Annotated in this window: 18 protein-coding genes; 7 read left to right on the top strand and 11 right to left on the bottom strand. The window is 43.2% G+C overall.

The annotated features are described in order from the left end of the window. Positions 1 to 308: 308 nt before the first annotated feature. The 3 genes from AC1XUO_RS09545 to AC1XUO_RS09535 form a co-directional block, all read right to left on the bottom strand. Entirely contained in the window at positions 309 to 710 is a 402-nt protein-coding gene (locus AC1XUO_RS09545) for a RidA family protein (RefSeq protein WP_483329544.1), read from the bottom strand. 191 nt (positions 711 to 901) lie between these two features. Then, the gene (locus tag AC1XUO_RS09540; protein WP_483329543.1) at positions 902 to 2,047 is read right to left on the bottom strand and encodes a serine hydrolase domain-containing protein; all 1,146 of its coding nucleotides are present in this window, start codon (positions 2,045 to 2,047) and stop codon (positions 902 to 904) included. Positions 2,048 to 2,075: 28 nt separating this feature from the next. Continuing rightward, complete coding sequence (locus AC1XUO_RS09535) at positions 2,076 to 2,420, bottom strand: DUF6249 domain-containing protein (protein WP_483329542.1); 345 nt, start codon at positions 2,418 to 2,420, stop codon at positions 2,076 to 2,078. 162 nt (positions 2,421 to 2,582) lie between these two features. Between AC1XUO_RS09535 and AC1XUO_RS09530 the strand changes: the two genes are divergently transcribed. The 7 genes from AC1XUO_RS09530 (at position 2,583) to AC1XUO_RS09500 (ending at position 5,301) form a co-directional block, all read left to right on the top strand. Continuing rightward, positions 2,583 to 3,173, top strand: coding sequence for an RNA polymerase sigma factor (locus AC1XUO_RS09530; protein ID WP_483329541.1), 591 nt, complete (start codon positions 2,583 to 2,585; stop codon positions 3,171 to 3,173). After that, entirely contained in the window at positions 3,154 to 3,558 is a 405-nt protein-coding gene (locus AC1XUO_RS09525; protein ID WP_483329540.1) for a hypothetical protein, read from the top strand. Before AC1XUO_RS09530 ends, AC1XUO_RS09525 begins: the two co-directional genes overlap by 20 nt. Before the next feature lie 194 nt (positions 3,559 to 3,752). Beyond that, the gene (locus tag AC1XUO_RS09520) at positions 3,753 to 4,385 is read left to right on the top strand and encodes a hypothetical protein (RefSeq protein ID WP_483329539.1); all 633 of its coding nucleotides are present in this window, start codon (positions 3,753 to 3,755) and stop codon (positions 4,383 to 4,385) included. Positions 4,386 to 4,630: 245 nt separating this feature from the next. Then, a complete protein-coding gene (locus AC1XUO_RS09515) occupies positions 4,631 to 4,789 on the top strand; it encodes a hypothetical protein (protein ID WP_483329538.1) in 159 nt (52 codons plus the stop codon). Positions 4,790 to 4,806: 17 nt separating this feature from the next. Continuing rightward, positions 4,807 to 4,929, top strand: coding sequence for a hypothetical protein (locus AC1XUO_RS09510; protein WP_483329537.1), 123 nt, complete (start codon positions 4,807 to 4,809; stop codon positions 4,927 to 4,929). Next, positions 4,926 to 5,054, top strand: a complete 129-nt coding sequence (locus tag AC1XUO_RS09505; RefSeq protein ID WP_483329536.1) for a hypothetical protein — start codon at positions 4,926 to 4,928, stop codon at positions 5,052 to 5,054. Before AC1XUO_RS09510 ends, AC1XUO_RS09505 begins: the two co-directional genes overlap by 4 nt. A gap of 37 nt (positions 5,055 to 5,091) precedes the next feature. Further along, positions 5,092 to 5,301, top strand: a complete 210-nt coding sequence (locus tag AC1XUO_RS09500) for a hypothetical protein (protein ID WP_483329535.1) — start codon at positions 5,092 to 5,094, stop codon at positions 5,299 to 5,301. A 241-nt stretch (positions 5,302 to 5,542) separates the two neighbouring features. On the opposite strand, the gene cysC is transcribed toward AC1XUO_RS09500, so the two are convergent. The 8 genes from cysC to AC1XUO_RS09460 all read right to left on the bottom strand — a co-directional run bounded on the left by cysC (position 5,543) and on the right by AC1XUO_RS09460 (position 16,490). Further along, positions 5,543 to 6,091, bottom strand: coding sequence for an adenylyl-sulfate kinase (cysC, locus tag AC1XUO_RS09495; protein ID WP_483329534.1), 549 nt, complete (start codon positions 6,089 to 6,091; stop codon positions 5,543 to 5,545). Between the two features lie 19 nt (positions 6,092 to 6,110). Continuing rightward, on the bottom strand, positions 6,111 to 6,875 hold the full coding sequence (gene cysQ, locus AC1XUO_RS09490; protein WP_483329533.1) for a 3'(2'),5'-bisphosphate nucleotidase CysQ: 765 nt from the start codon (positions 6,873 to 6,875) through the stop codon (positions 6,111 to 6,113). Between the two features lie 93 nt (positions 6,876 to 6,968). Next, on the bottom strand, positions 6,969 to 7,934 hold the full coding sequence (locus AC1XUO_RS09485; protein WP_483329532.1) for a glycoside hydrolase family 16 protein: 966 nt from the start codon (positions 7,932 to 7,934) through the stop codon (positions 6,969 to 6,971). A 53-nt stretch (positions 7,935 to 7,987) separates the two neighbouring features. After that, entirely contained in the window at positions 7,988 to 9,070 is a 1,083-nt protein-coding gene (locus AC1XUO_RS09480) for a sulfotransferase family protein (protein WP_483329531.1), read from the bottom strand. Positions 9,071 to 9,082: 12 nt separating this feature from the next. Further along, complete coding sequence (gene chrA, locus AC1XUO_RS09475; protein ID WP_483329530.1) at positions 9,083 to 10,309, bottom strand: chromate efflux transporter; 1,227 nt, start codon at positions 10,307 to 10,309, stop codon at positions 9,083 to 9,085. A gap of 3 nt (positions 10,310 to 10,312) precedes the next feature. Then, a complete protein-coding gene (locus tag AC1XUO_RS09470; protein WP_483329529.1) occupies positions 10,313 to 11,728 on the bottom strand; it encodes an aryl-sulfate sulfotransferase in 1,416 nt (471 codons plus the stop codon). Positions 11,729 to 11,802: 74 nt separating this feature from the next. After that, positions 11,803 to 13,371, bottom strand: a complete 1,569-nt coding sequence (locus AC1XUO_RS09465) for a RagB/SusD family nutrient uptake outer membrane protein (RefSeq protein WP_483329528.1) — start codon at positions 13,369 to 13,371, stop codon at positions 11,803 to 11,805. Positions 13,372 to 13,394: 23 nt separating this feature from the next. After that, complete coding sequence (locus AC1XUO_RS09460) at positions 13,395 to 16,490, bottom strand: SusC/RagA family TonB-linked outer membrane protein (RefSeq protein ID WP_483329527.1); 3,096 nt, start codon at positions 16,488 to 16,490, stop codon at positions 13,395 to 13,397. Positions 16,491 to 16,789 lie beyond the last annotated feature (299 nt).

Genomic DNA, 16,789 nt, shown 5'->3' with positions numbered 1-16,789 from the left:
AGTGATTGTAGTGATTAACTTTTGGTTTATTAGCTGCAAACCCAGCATGGCAGAACGATCTGCTTTAATTACAGCAAGTGATCTGCATTGTGGATATTCAGGTTTTGATTAAACAGAAAAACGGGCGTAACTTATTGCAAAGACTGGTCTTTCGATGTGACGAGGATAAAATTTAGCAGAGCTAAAAAAAAACTCACTCCTGATCCTTCCAACGAAAATGCTTGTTCCGGAATCGGCCGCTATGGGATTTACAGGTACAGAATCCGGTTTATTCGGCATTTTTTAAACTTTGATGGTATTTAGTGCATTCATTCAAGCTCTGCGATCAGGTCCACTTCCAATTTTGCATCTGCTTCGTACAACCTGCTTATCTGAACCCAGGTTGCGGCAGGAAAGTCTCCTTTGTAAAAGGTCTTTCTTGCGTCATTGTGCTTTTTCATCGACTCTATGTCTGTGGTATAGAGCGTTTCTTTTACGACATTTTTAGAGGATGCCCCAAAGGTATTCAAACACTTTTCAAGATCTTTATAAAGCCGGGTAATACCATCCGGGCTCAAATCAGATGTTGGGATGCCCGAAATGTAAAGCGTCTTGCCAACTTTAACTACCTGGGCATACCCTGCGCTTTCATTTTGTTTTTTGTCCGCATCCCAATGCCACTTTTCTTTAATAATACCCTCGGTTTTGAGTTCAGGGTTCTGTTGCTGCATCGAGTCATCGCCTTTTTTACAACTTTAAGTTGTAAAAAGCGATAACGATAGAAAAATCCGTATTGCCGTTTTTATCATTTGTTCCTATATTAAATTAGCGTAAATGGATATTTGAGGGCCCTTAAACAAAACACAATATATCCGAACTTTTTGTAAGTGTAGTCTGTGCAAAGTTTAAGGGCCTTAAAATATTATTTTTTTAATTGTTCAAAGGTCAGCAAGGCGATATCCTGAGCGACTTGGGTTGGTGAATTACAGTCACAGTTGCTCAGTCCAATTACATAAATATCCTCGCCCGGGATGTAAACCCCCATGGTTTTAAAGCCAAAGATACTGCCTCCGTGTGTCCTTAAAACCACTCCGTTTGTGTCTTTTATATGCCAGCCATATCCGTAGCCAAACGCCTGACCGTTATTTAATCTGTATGGACTGAAAGCCTTACTCAATGTTTCAGGATTTAAAAGTAAATTTTTGGTCAGCGCGTTTTGCCAGAGAAGCATATCGCTGGCGCTCGACATTAAGGAACCGGACGAAAAAGGAACGGTAAAACTGATCCTGGTCTTATTTATATATCCGGATTCTTTTTTTTGATAGCCGTAAGCACGCCCAGTAACAATGGCACGGTCACTGGCGTATCTGGAATGCTTCATACCGGCCTTGTCAAAAATATATTGGTTGACAAACTGCTCATACGTCATGCCCGAAACCAGTTCAATAATATAACCCAGAACCACATAGCCGGAATTATTGTATTCAAATTTTTCTCCTGGCAGAAAATCCACCGGTTCGTTCTTAAAGAAATCCACCATTTCTTTGGGTGAAAGATCCTTTTGAGAAATCTGTCCAAGGGATTTCATTTTCGTGAAGTCTTTGATCCCCGAGGTATGTGTCAGAAGTTGGTGAAGGGTGATTCGATCGCCAGAAGGGTAATCGGATATATACCGCGTAACGGCATCATTTACGTTTAATTTACCCTGTTCTTCCAACATCAGGATTGCAACCGCTGTAAATTGTTTGGTAATTGATCCGAGTTGGAAGACGTTTTCCACTGACGCATCATTACCCAGCTCGATATTGGATTTTCCGTACGCCTTCTGAAATATTGGCTTTCCGGCTCTGGCGACCAAAAACACACCGCCGGGACCTTCCTTATCTTTAAAAACATTGAAAAGCATACTGTCGATTTTTGCTTCCAGATTTTGCGCATTGGCAGCATTTAAGTGCGTGAAAATGAACAGGATAAAAATCAATAATCCACGGTTTGGTCTTAGGTAACGGTTCACGATAAAAGAAACAATTCGGCGGCCTGATTTCGTGTTTGATAATATAAATTTCATTTTTATTAATTGCTGGTTTGAGCGTAATTTATTTATCCAGGTTTTTTGTAACCTTGAATCCGGCAAGTAGCGATATTCCAGCCATTGTGAATATGCAGGCCGGATACAATGCGTCCTGGTTCATTATAGTATAGATTGACAATAACAGCCCTATAAATATGCCCAAGCCAACGCCAATCAGCAGAAACGCCAGATTTAAAAGAATAATTTTGAAAAAAGAGTTTGCGGGCTGGCGGCCACTCATGAAAATGGAAGCATCTACACCTTTCTCAATTAGCGCCAGACGCTCCTTATTTCGGGTGGACAGATAAAGGTAAAAAATGCCAAAAATCGATAGAAAAAGGCATATGGGTATTAATACAGTTGTATTCATTACGTCTTTGTTTAAATCGTTCGGTACGCTTGCCGGCTTGGACGAGAAGATATCCCGGCAGGTTACAGACATCTGTAAAGATTTTTTTTTTTGGGTAGTCTGTAACCATATTCTCTGCATTGTCGTCTGATGGTTCCATACAGATAGAGAAGATATCTATAAATGAACAGGGGTGACGATCAGTATTATATCAACAGGATAATCGCAGGCAATTCGGTGGAATTTGCTGTATTGGTCAACCGCTATAAGGATATGGTATTTACATTGGCCTATAAAATGATAAAAAACCGCGAGCAAGCTGAAGAAGTTTGTCAGGATGCGTTCGTGAAGACATTTAAGTCACTTGATACATTTAAATCAGAATCCAGATTTTCGACATGGCTTTACAGGATTACTTATAACAGCTGCCTGGATCATTTAAAAAAACATAAAAACATAAACCGCATCGTTTCCTTTGAAGATCTTAGTGAAGGTCAGCTGAGGGCAATGGGAAATATTCTGGATGATATAGATCAAACGGAAAGAAATCAAAAGATTCAGCAGTGTCTGCATTTAATGCAAGGTGAGGAAGCATTTTTGCTGATTTTATACTATTATGACGACCTGTCGATCGAAGAGATGGCAAAGATCTTAAAGACCAACTCAAACAATGTGAAGATAAAACTATTCAGAAGCAGAAAAAAGCTGGCGGCCATTTTAAGAAAGCAGTTAGAACCAGAAATCATTGCCTATTATGAAAGGGAAAGAAAATAATCAACTGGAAAATTTTGTAGATCGCATTTTGGAGGGAACCGCGTTGCAATCTCCGTCCTCTGATTTCACCTCAAAGGTCATGTTTCACGCATTGGCACCACAAAAAAGTAAAGTGATAACCTACAAGCCTTTGATTCCAAAATCAGTTTTTGCAGGCTTTTTTGTATGTTTTGTTGCTGCGTTAATTTGTTTGCCTGACAATGCTACATCACAAACCAGCAGATGGTTTTCTGATCTATACTCATGCCTGATGGGCAGTTGGGTCCCTTTCTTTGCTTTTGAGTTCTCCCAGATTGCTACTTACGCTGTTGTTCTTGCTACGTTGGTTTTGTTTTTGCAAATCTCACTGCTGAAAAAACATTTTGAAGCTCAAATTGAAAAATAGAAGATGGATTCCTGAGCTAGGTATGTGTATACAACAGGAATGGCAATAAAAAGTATCTTAAAGCTTTTAGCAGGCTTTCGAAAATCGTCTCTGATTTTTATAAAAATGTTCTTTCCCTTTGAGTGATCGCTGGTCTGCATTTTTAGCTGATAACATAATTAATTCATTACCCACTACAAAAACAACCCTTAAAAATGAAAAGTAAAACAGTTTTGATCTCCCTGATTTTGTCCGGTTTGTTTTTTGCCTGCAATAGGTCCGGCAAAGCAGATACGCTGGCAGAAAAGTCTGTACCTCAAAAGGATAGTGCCTTTTCGGAGCAGGAAACATTCAATCATGTGACTGCGGACTCTATTGATTTGAGCAAGGTTTCTTTCAGTGAAAAGGAGTTAGGCTCGTTTCCTTTTCTTAGTCCTCCGGTAGATATAGTCCCTCTGAACAAGCCACTTACGCGCGATTTCGATAAGCTGTTTTTCCCAACGCGGGAAGGTATGGTTCCTTTGGAAGGCAAGGTTTACAAGGCTTTTTTGACGGGTGCCACCGGTAAAGAGTGGTCTTTGCCGTATTTTGAGAAGAGTTATAAAGACCTCATTACAGCGGCGGGTGGTGTGCTACTGTTTCAAGGAAAAGTACCACAGAAAGAACTCGACCGTATCAAAGACGAGGCTAACTATTTCGGCGAAGAGGGCTCCATCGATTATACCAACAATGTGGTGAAAGTTTACGCAATTCGTAGGAAGGAAGGAGATCATATATTTTTTCAGTTTTCCGGATACAGTGCGGGAGGGGCCATTCAGGTTCTTCAACTGCCCAAAGCAGTCAAGTGAGGCCACCAGATAATGCGAAATACGCTCTTCAAAGCACTAGAGAGTGGCTTGTATGTGCCAGATTAATAGTTTTTGGGTTTTGATTCATTTGTATCGACGCCTGTTGCGGGCTAGCTTTGTTTCTGTTTATAGAAGCTAGGCTAGCCAGAGTTTTTTATGAAAGTCGTATAATATGAGATTTTGGTTACGGCCTTGCTTTGTATTGACAGGTTTTAATTTGTTTTAAATAACCCGTTTTTCCGTTAATGAAAAGATACTTTTTCTTTTTTGTTTGTTATTTGACAAAGGCTCAAAACCTTCCTCTGAAACACATCCTGAACGGACCAAACCTTACGCTCCGTTCCGGATTGCGGGGAATCCGTATTAAGATGGCACATCTGACCTGGCGTGTTATCTTATTGTAACGCCAAATGGAAATATAATGATCAATACCGGGCTTGCATCTTCTGCTACCGGAATTAAAACGAGTATTGAAGCCTTGGGTTTCAGGCTTTCTGATACAAAAAAACTTTTGAACACCCAAGCGCACTATGACCATAAATGACTGGGGCCAAATTGATGATCAACGAAGGTGATGCCTCAGCAGCAGAGGACGGCGCACTTTCAGATTATAGCTCAAAAGGAAAGGTGCGGTATTTTGAGCTGGTAAAAGTAGACCGGGATATATGATGGTGATACGATCAGGTTGGGCGGCATGCAGCTGGTGATGCTCAATCATCCGGGGCACACCAAAGGTTCATGCAGTTATTTGTTTGACGTGAAAGATGAGAAACGAAGATACAGAGTGCTGATTGCCAATATGCCAACGATTGTAACGGATGAAAATTTTTCTTACATAGCTCAGTTTGGTCTGACTGATAAACATAAACCCGGTAATGCCTATAATCCGACAGCTTTTTCGATAAAAGTGATATGATCAGCGGACCAGTGATTTGCAAAAGGGTTTTGAAGAAAAAATGAAGGGTAATAAATAACTGCTTCTTTGGTAACCTTTCAATTGAAATACGAACTTGGTGATCTGCTATTGCAGTACTGCCAAATTACTTCTGGCTGATTATAAGGCTTTTAATTTTTTCAAATGACACTTAGCGTTTTTTATTTTGAGGGTTCGATTTCAAAGACTTTGTATAATGAATGATGGCCTGATTGCACCCAATTTATTTCTGAAAAATATAAGGAATGATTGCCGAGAAGACTGAATCAACGCACTGCTGAGAAGAATTGTCATAGGAATTTAAAACAAGATTGGAGTTCAAAGGAAGTTCAAAACCAGCATTGATGCCAGTAAAGTTGGAAATTTGGTTGTTTCTGGCTTTTTTATAAAGTCCTTTGACATCCCGGTTTTCACAAATTGAAACAGGACAATCTACAAAAACTTCAAAGTATTGGCCGCCGAGAATTTCCCTGCAAAGTTCGCGTTGTTTTTGCATGGGTGTAATAAAAGAGCAAATTGTGATGATGTTTTTATGCACCAGCATTTTGCTTATCTCAACCACCCGCCGAATGTTTTCCATGCGGTCTATCTCAGAGAAAGTTAAGTCGCTATTTACTCCGGAGCGGATCAGATCGCCATCCATTGCGAAAGTGAAAAATCCATTTTCGTTTAGCTTCGCTTCCAAACCTATTGCTATTGTACTTTTACCTGCTCCAGAAAGTCCCATTAGCCAAATGACAATGCCTTTTTGACGGGGATTATTTTGTTTCATATCAGGTTAAAAGTTTAAGCTACGCGTTGACAATGCACAAAAAGCTGCCATTTAAAAGTGATTCTTTATTGTATAGAAATGGCGTTCCATCTGGCCTGGTAATACTGCCGCCGCTCAGCGTTAATATCGCCTGGCCCGCGGCTGTATCCCACTCCATAGTAGGTCCCTGGCGGTAATAGATCTGTGCCAATCCCTCAGCAAGCAAGCAGAATTTTAATGAACTTCCGATTGAAACGCTTTTTACAACAGGGTATTTTGCCAAAAGTTCTGCCTCTTCCGGAGCGCTGTGTGTCCGGCTTCCCACTGCTGTCCAGTCCGAAGGTTTGTTGTTCACCCGCAAAGTTGTCTTGCTCCCATCGGCGTCGATTTTAAAAGCACCCATTTGCTCACTTGCGTAATACATGGTGTCGGTGACCGGCACATAAATTACGCCCAAAATAGGGGAATGGCCATGAATTAAAGCGATATTGACAGTGAACTCGCCGTTTCTTTTTACGAATTCTTTTGTTCCGTCAAGAGGATCCACGCACCAGTAATGTTCCCAGTTTTTCCGCTCGGAATAGGGGATGTTCCTGCCTTCTTCAGACAGTACCGGTATGTCTGGCGTAAGTATTTTTAAGCGGCTTGTGATTACCTCATTTGATGCCTGATCAGCAAGTGTTAAAGGTGATTGGTCTGCCTTAAAGGTTACTTCGTCCGCCTTTTCAGGATCTTTGTAAATCTTTAAAATCGCTTCTCCCGCTTCCCGGGCAATATTTAGCCACTCGTTTATATCAATGTTCATATGTATTTCTATATAAAAGGCTAAGTCAAATTCTACAATGCAGGTATCCTGCTTGTTTTTGAAGGAAGCCATTCTTACTGTGAAAGCCCCAGGCTATTTATCGTCTAGAAAATCATCATTGGGCTCATTGAATGGGGTAAATTTAACCCAATCCACATACATTTCCAGCGATTCAAAATTGGGCGCTTTGTAAGTTCCACTGTCATTGCCGGCCCACCAGGCAAACCAGTTGCCCACGTTAATATTGGAAGCAAAGTACGGAACTTTCGTGGTACTGGTACGCATCAGCATGTCATCAATATAGTATTCCACCCGGGCTTCCTGTCCATTACCACCTGTATGCCAGTCCCAACGGTACACATGAAATTTCTTATCGTTTAACCCTGTCGGATAAACTACATTTTTACTATCGTATTCCCCGGTTTTCTCTCCGATCCAGTTGGTGTAAATCGGGTTGCTCAGGTTCGCGCCTTTTACCTCAATATCAATTTCATGGTTCAGGATAATTTTGCCATTACTGTCGGGAATATTTCCTGCCGCAATTGCCTTATCCCAAACTGCCGGATCTGATGCGTTTGTAATTTCTTTATACCAAAATGACCACGCTGCCGACAGTACGCCCATATCCGGCGCCTGCAGAACCCGCATCTTAAATTCGTACCGACCCGAAGCAAACCGTTCTTTAGAGGTAAGTACTCCCCCCAACCGCTTACCATGCCCTTGTGGCCCGCGAAGCGTTCCGATGTACTGGTCGCCCAATGCGCGCATGATCGCATAGCCACTTTTGGTATACACGTTTTCAGGAATTACACCACCGTGCTGATGCGCAGGATTTGTCGGTTGCCCCCACAAGCGGTTCATCTTTCCCCATTTGGTTTCGTCTATCGGCCCTTCGAATTTGTCATAAAAAATACCGGGAGCCAACAAATCTCCAAGATCCGGATCGCCGTCCAATTGTTCTTCTTCCGGTACTGGTATTGGCTCTTGCGTTTGTCCGTCAGATTTGCAGCTGGCGAAAAACATCAAACCCAGGCTTAGTATTGCTATGTATTTTTTCATGGTTACTTTGGCTTTCGGCGATCGGTTTTGGGCGTTCGGCTATGGTCACTAAGTTAAACTGACTGTCGGCTCCTGATTGCATCCAGGATGACTAATTGAGGTTCCCTCTTTTCCAGATCACTTTTTCGTGCAGTTGTAAGCACTTCATTTTTAAGCAACTTATTTTCTTCCCGGTAGCGGTTCACACTTTCCTGCGAAATCAACTCCGGATTATCCATGGAAGTGAACAAAGGGTAGGCTAGTTTTTGAAGTGTTTTGCCTGCCACCATTTCAAATATTTCAAGATCGCCCTCTTTAAACGACTTTAGGAATTTACCCGTATTGTCGCTCATGATCGGTTTTTCTAGATTGGCCCACATTTCCCCAGCCGCTGCCGTTATTTTGGAAGAATTCGAAGTATGAAAATTGAGCATCTCCTCATTGTAATCTATATCTAAAAACGCACACAACGCTTTAACCGTACGCTCGGGTTCGCTGATCAGCGTTTCGTAGTTTAACGCAAAAAAACGATCTGCTTCAAGCTGCGCAGCCAGTGACAAGCACGCTTCCTGATCTTGTTTCCATTGCCTGGCCAGAAAATACGTATGCTTATCACCCACAACGGCCTTTTTGAACGAGGCTGCCACATCCCGTCCATCGCGATAAAGAAAAATGTACTTATCAATGATCCCGTATGTTTCCAGCTCTTCCGCATAGTGAACATTGGCCATACTTTTACAGCACCAGTACCGGGCCTTTTTCGCATGGGCTGCTGCCTTGTAAATCTGACGGTTCAGATCAAAAAGCGTGTATCGCTCCGAAGCATTAAAAATAGCTTCTTTATCCAACGCGACTCCTTCCCAGGGAACCGGATTCGCTTCCACAAAATCGACCACATCGTTCACCAGCATTTGATAACTTTCTTTGGTCAGCGGCTCATACTTTGACATAAGAGGGCCGAATGTTACCAAAATATGGGGCGGATGCGGAGAAGCAATATCTGCCGACTGATCCAGGATAACCCGGAGCAGATTGGATCCGGATCGCTGGGTGCCGATGATTTGAATGCCTTGGGGCTGTCGGCCGCGCGGCGGACAGCCTTGGGCTGTCAGCTGTCGGCTGTTGGCAATTGATCTATTATTAAAGTTTTCAGCCATGTTTTTTTGTATTTATTGCCAGGAATAAAAACTGATACCCGAAAGTATCGATAGCAGGATGAGGTACACAGGACTTATTTTGAGGCGGTAGCTTAGTGCAAACACGACAACCGTTACGCCAACGAGCAGGTAATCTCTTGCGAATCCCTGTGCAATGTTGACCCCTGCGACCAGAATCATACCAACTACCACTGCCTTTATACCACTTAGTAGATTTTGTAAAAATTGCCGGTGTTTATTTTTTTCAAAAATTCCGGAAACGACGATCATCACAATTGCCGACGGGATAAAGATCGCCGCGGTAGCAAGCAGCGCGCCGCTAACACCGGCAAGCTTGTATCCAATGAAAGTCGCACTCACCAGAATGGGACCGGGGGTGATCTGGCTGAAGGCGATGGCATCTACAAACTCCTGTTTCAGCAGCCATTTCAAATCATCGACAAACAATGCCTGCATAATCGGGATCATGACATAACCTCCTCCGAACAGCGACAAGCTGATTCCTGAAAAAATCAGACTTATTTTTATGTAAATGTTCTCAAAATATTGCGCAGCATTGGTGAGGAAGGAAACTTCTACCAGTGCCAGTAGTGCCAGCGTCCATGCAGCAGCCTTGCCTGGCTTCAAACTGAAACCCGTCCTTGAACTATTTTGTGCTTTATTATCAGTTCCCAGTTTCAAAAGTACTCCGGCTATTCCTCCGGCAAGCAGGAGCAGGACGGTCAGAAAATAACTTTTAAAAAATAGCAGAAGCAAGATGGTTGTGAAACACAAAATAAGCTTTAACGACTTTGCTCCCACTTCCTTTTGAAACATCTGAACGCCCGTGGACAGGATGATTGCCGCGACCGTTGCCGGAACAAAGTACATGCTTCCCACTCCTTCAGAGGTAAACGAATAAGCAAAATAAGCCCAGGAGAGCACCAGCATAAGCGTGCATGCGGGAAGCAAAATTCCCAGCATACTGACCAATGCGCCCCTTTTTCCTTTCAAATGATAACCAAGATAGGTGACAACATTAACCGCCATCGGTCCGGGCAGCAGACTCGCAATTCCTACCGCATCCAGAATTGTCTCAGCTGAGATCGTTTTATCCTTTTCCGCCATTTCGCGCTGGATTACGGAAATCAATGCCATGTGCCCTCCAAAAGACACCATTCCTATTTTCAGAAAGGTGAAAAAGAGATAGCGCAAACTAATCGTTTCCTGCTCAGTAGCCGTTTCGAAAGTGACTGCCATTTTTTAAAATTTCGGTTTATTCAATGTAAAGCCCGGCGTTGGTTCCAATCGGTACGGATCGCCGCCAATCAGAATTTTCCACAGAATCTTACCTTTTAAATCAGTGATCAGAAAGGAACGCGGGTCGGTCAGGCTGAACAGTACTTTGTCGCCGTTGATAAACTGCGCATTCCCTTTGGCTGTGGTGTAATATTCCCTGGGCAATTTAATATCCAGCACTGTTTGCGCTGTCTTGTTTCTGGTATCCAGTTTGAACGAAAGCGCACGCGTAGTCTCGTTCTTAATACCGTTATCCAGCATCATCAATTCGTTGGTCGCAGTAGTATGCGCAAAATGCTGCGCGCTGAAAAGCTGGTTTTCGGTTAAAGGAAAGTCCCCTTTTTCGCCCAGCTTCCAAAGTACTTTTCCCGTTTTGAAATCTATTTTCCAGATCTGATTCAAATCGCGGTAGGAGATAAGGAAGTTGCCATCTTTCTCCCGGTAGACCGAGTTGGCATGTACCCAATCTTTTTTATGTTTCATGATTTCCGGATCAGACAACGGATCCAGGTGATCAAGCATGCTCCATTCCCAAAGTTTTTTTCCCTCACGGCTAAAAATGACAATTCCATCGCCTTTCACAGTATCCTGTTTTACTCCGCCAACGGATGTAAGGTCAAATCGCTTTTTATCAAAAGTAAGTGCATAAATGTTGCCGTCCTTATCGGTACGGACTTCGTGGTGAACCAACTTATCCATGTCTCCTTTGCCGACCTGCAGATGAGTCAGGACCTTTCCTGTAAGATCCATTTCAATAATTTCGTCTCCTCCCGAAGATGGTATTTTTTCTGCGCCGACAATACATAAAATTGTTTTTTCCGGCGTCCAGTACGAGACTTTCACGCCTTTTTTAAACGGCTCATACCAGACAATTTCGCCTTTATGATCAAGGATAACGGCCGATCCCGGTTCAGTCAAAATCTGGGTAAGGAAGTATTTATTCTCCATTTCTTTGGAGAAAGTACTATCGATGTGTTCCAGCGTAAAGTAAGGAGTGGCCTGGTAAATAGAGCGGGTTTCGAGCGGGTATTTCTTGCTCTGCACAGTTTTGGTACCCGTCGAAGCTACTACCTGAAAAGTAAAACGCGTGTCTCCGGTGGTATTGACAATCCAGAGCGTGTGTGAATCAGTGTTTTTTGAAACGGTAGAATACAATGTGTCTTTGCTGTTCCGTTTCCAGTATTTCAAATAGGCATCCGAATTACGGTTTGTTTTCACATGAACCTTAAAACGAAGCCGGTTCTCAGGCACATGAACCAAATCAATTGCGCCAATCCGAATGGGAGCGACATAATCTTTAACCGAATCCAACTGCCAGAGCAGTGTGATTCCCGCTAAAAGCAAGGCAATTAAAACAAGGGGCTTCTTAAACTTCTGCATACTGAATTGACTGTTTACGTAAGAAAGGTACCGAATTTAACCACATCGGTACCTTTCCCTAGGCAACTATTGCTTTACTTAACCCGCCCTGCATTCACATTGGCTTCAAGCGATGTGTTGCTTTGGATTTCATTCTGAGGATAAGGATACTTGGTGTAATCCACCGCATCTGAATAGGTAGAGGGTGACAGCAACCTGGGTACTATTTTCTCCTTAAATTTCAACAGAGGATTAGAACCATTGCTGGCGCTTCTTCCCCAACGGAAGAGGTCATCGCGCTTACGGCCTTCCATAAACAGCTCTTTGTTGCGCTCTTCAAAAATTTCATCCCGCAGTTTTTCCTTGGTAGTAAAAGCAGCCAACGTAAGCGCCGGAAGTCCGCTACGGGTACGAACCTGATTCAGCAGCGTAATACTCTCCTGGTTAGGACCGCTTACTTCGTTCAATGCTTCTGCACGCATCAACAATACGTCGGCATAGCGAATGATAACTACGTTGTTGAAACCTGCATAATTATAGTTGTTGACGTGCGGGTATTTTAAGTTGTAAACGTACTTGGCCGCTGTGGTATCAGGAGCAGTTCCACCAATGCCGCCAAACTCTTTTGGAACACTGATAATCGTCCCGTAAATTGCCTTGTAAATCCCTGTGAGTAGTTCTCTTCTGGCATCTTCCTTGGCGAACTGTGCATAGAACTGCAGGTGAATCGGGAAGTTGTTCCAGCCTCTGTTAAAATCCCAGGGCACCGAGTTAATACCAAAACTGTTACTGTTGATACCATAAGAACCCGCCTCGTTTGATGATTTCAGAACAAAAATAAACTCGTTATCCGAGCGGTTGTTTGTAGCAAAAAGTGATTTGATACCACCTTCGGCCTGCGTTCTCAAGTCATAGTTTTTGTTCATGACTTCCAATGATTTTTCAGCAGCTTTTTCAAACTCACCACGGCGCATGTAAAGACGAGCCAATAGTGCCTTAGCCGCACCGCTTGTCGCACGGGCTACTTCCGTGGCAGAATATGACTGTGGCAGGTTCTGCTCTGCAAATTGCAGATCCGCAATCATTGCCTCTTCAATAACAGACTGTTTGGTCAATGGGGGATTTTCATCACTTTCTGTAAATTTAGAAGATGATTTAATAAACAAAGGAACATCTCCCCAAAGTGATGTAGCATCGTAATAAGCCAATGCTCTCAGGAAACGAACTTCTCCCAAATTCTGGTTTTGAAGCGCCACAGTCGACGAGTTTCCTGTATAATCAACATTGGAAATCAGTTCTTCGGCTTCATTAGCTCTTGAGATTAGTTTGAAAATACTGATCCATACGCCATTGAAAGTGGAGTTCGAAGCATCGTAGGTCAGCTGATCGATCTGACCACCCTGACGCGCCGTACCCGTAGTGGTTACCACTTCTCCCGGATATTCGTACAACCAGTACAGGTGACCGGCATAATAACCAAAGCCGCCATTGTCTTTCAATGCTGCATAGGCACCACGAACTGCCTGTTCGGCATGCTCCGGCTTGGTCAGTACGTTCTGGTCATACACGGAAAATGTTTCGTCTTCCAGTCCGTTTTCGCAAGCCGCCACCAGAAAAAATCCGGAGAGCAAGGCTACATTCATTATTCGATATGCATTCTTCATTTCTGATTCGATTTATATTTTGATTAAAACGTCAATCTTCCACCTAATAAAAACATAGTACTCACCGGATATGCATTAAAATCTATCCCTCTTGCCACATTGCGGTTCTGCTGTGTGTTAGAGACCAGGTTACCAATCTCAGGATCTAACCCCGAATATTTGGTGAGTGTAGCCAGGTTTTGCGCATTCACATAAATATCAAATCCGGCTAACCCTATACTTTTCAATACAGTAGCAGGAATGCTGTAAGTGAGTGTCACGTTTTTCAACCTAAGGAAATCTGAACTTTCTATAAAGCGTGAGTTAACAAAACCTCCGTGCGTATTACCGTAAAAACTACGGGCCGGGATCGTACCGCTTGGATTCTCCGGAGACCATGTGTCGGTTATGACTTGCTTAAGCACATTTCCCTGGGTAATCGGGTTTAATAAATCGACTTTCTGAACATTTACCAGCTTTCCGCCTGCTTGTCCCTGTACCACTACATCCAGTCTTAAATTTTTATAAGTCAGGTTATTTGTAAAACCAAAGTTCACTTTTGGCACACCTGTTCCCAGCACCATACGGTCGTCGGCATTTACGACACCGTCACCGTTAAGATCCGCGAATTTCGGGTCTCCAGCCTGCGCGTTGGGATGTGTTGCCAAAGCCGGGTCGTCTGCCTGAAGAATTCCTTCGTAAACATACCCATAAATCGCACCTATAGGCTCTCCGACACGTATGATAAACGGACTTTCAAAGTTCGCAGCACCATCTGGCTTGAAGCTTCCTACATAAATATCCGAATTGTTAACACCCAATGACTTCACTTTGTTTTGGTTGTTGGCATAAGAAATTGTAGTATTCCACTTGAAATCCTTGCCGGTTATATTCACCGTTTGAACCGAAAGCTCTATCCCTCTATTTTGAACCTTGCCGGCATTTCCGAAACGGGTTTCAAAACCGGTTGAAGGAGAAATACTTCTGTCAAGCAACAGATCATTGGTTTGCTTATCGTAGTAATCAGCTTCTACAATGACTCTGTTCTTGAACAATCCTACTTCCAGTCCAAGATCCCAGGCCGCAGTCTGTTCCCATTTCAAATCAGGATTGGATAGGCGTGTAACCGCGATACCACTTACCGAAGTGACTCCGTCAAAAGTATAGCGGGTTGAACTGTTGGCAGCGAAAGTTGCCAGGGAAATACCGGAACCGATACGGTCATTACCAGTGATACCATAACTGACGCGCGCTTTACCAGACGATAGGAACGGGAGATTCTTCAATGCCTCTTCCTGAGCAAATTTCCATGCGAATGCTGCGGAAGGGAAATAACCCAGTTTGTGGTTGTCTCCAAAAACCGAAGAACCATCTACCCGGTAAATACCGGTAAAAATATACTTGTCATTGAAGTCGTAATCCACACGTCCAAACCAGCTTTTACGTTTGATCATACTTTTTCCTGAGTAAGCATTGAACTCCTGCGCCGTTGCCAGGTTGTTATATCCAAGGTCATCGCTACTGAAATTGGTAGCTGTTATACCTGTTTCCTGGTAGGTGAAATTCTGATGGTTGTAACCTGCCAATAATTTGATGGAATGCTCGCCCTTCTTAATATCGTAGTTAAGTGTTGGGTTAAAGATCAAATCCATTTCATCGATGTCTGTCACGGTAGCCAGACCTTTTGTCGATATAGCATTGGGAACCGTTGAGGGAGCAAAGTAGCGGTATTTGCTCTTGGTGATATCTGCCCCGAAGTCCCCTTGTAGCAACAAACCTTTGATGATCTCATACTTCATAGAGAAATAACCATTGGTACGGTAGGAGGTATTTTCACGATCTTCCGCCTGAACAAAGTGAAGCGGGTTACGTGCATCGCGCTGCGGAGACATTCCTGAATCGTAAGTAGATGCAGGATTAGCTCTCAAAACCTGCTTCAAAAATCCGTTGATTGTTGAAGGAGAAAGAGGCAGATCATTTTGGACACCGTAGTTACCAAAAACACGGGCTGACATTTTGAACTTGTCATTCACGGTGTGGTCTATGTTGACACGACCACCAATCCGCTTGAAGTTGGAATGAACGATGATACCTTCCTGATCCAGGTAATCAAAACTTGAGAAAATCGATGTTTTTTCATTGCCACCGGTAAAACTAACGGTATGGTTTTGTACAGAAGCTGTGCGGAAAAGTTCATCCTGCCAGTCAGTACCTAATATTCCCCGTTGCAATGAATCCAACCGTCCGGCGCCATAAGGGGCAAGCTCCCCGTTGATTCCGGCAAGCCTGTTTAGTCTAACTGCATGGTCATAAGGACCAACCAGATCAAAGCGGTTCACTACCTTCTGAATACCGTAAGAGCTATGCAGACTAACCCGGCTTTTTTTGTTTGATCCGTTTTTGGTTGTTACCAGAATTACACCGTTGGCACCACGTGAACCATAGATAGCTGTTGAAGCTGCGTCTTTAAGAATGGTGATGGAAGCTATATCTTCGGGATTTAGGGAAAAACCCACACCGCCGTTAACCGGGAAACCGTCAATGACGTACAACGGCTCACTATCAGCGTTCAACGAGTTGGTTCCGCGAATCCGGATTGAAAGCGCTGCTCCGGGCGTACCATTATTCTGGGTTACCTGCACACCTGCCGCTCTGCCTTGTAGCAAATTCGCCATTGAAAGGGAAGCCTGATTAAGATCTTCCGAACCCAATGTTACCGCCGAACCGGTAAAGCTGCTTTTGTTCTTGCTGCCGTACCCTACGACCATTACTTCGTTCAGCGAAGCAACATCATTAACCAGGACTACATCGAGTACCGATTTGCCGCCAACTGGCATTTCCAATGTTTCGTAGCCGAGCATTTTAACGATAAGGATCGCATTGTCTTCAACTAACAGATTGAACTTACCGCTCATATCGGTACTGGTACCGTTCTGCGTACCTTTCTCTATTACAAAGGCACCGGGGAGAAGCTCCCCTTCTTTTGATGCTACCTTACCTGAAATAGTTATCTTCTTTAACTTGGTGGTAACCCCATTCGGGGACCCATATACCGATACTGCCGTTGTGCTCAATGACAGTAGTCCTGAGGCGGTAAAGAAGAGTGCATTGCATAATTTTTTCGTAAATTTTGACATCATTTTAATCGATAAGGGATCGGAAAAATTGGGTAAACAGAAAGGCATTTATCCTAAATATCACATGCTTGTATTCTAACGATAATCGCAATGATGATTGGTTCGATAAAATTACCAGCAGCGCATTGGGCACAGTGTTCCAATAGTCCCAAATTATGGTAGTTCTGTCCGCGGGTTGCCTTTTTAACCCCTGGAAGCGAATTTTCTGGCAGTAATTTCAAAATATTCAATAATATTAAATCCTCAAAGTTGTAACTTCAAAAATTAAAAATGGTGAAAGTCCTCAATCAAGATATTTTAGT

It is taken from the genome of Dyadobacter sp. HNCC25DJ186, from assembly GCF_056895235.1.
This window is presented reverse-complemented; position numbering and strand designations above follow the sequence as displayed.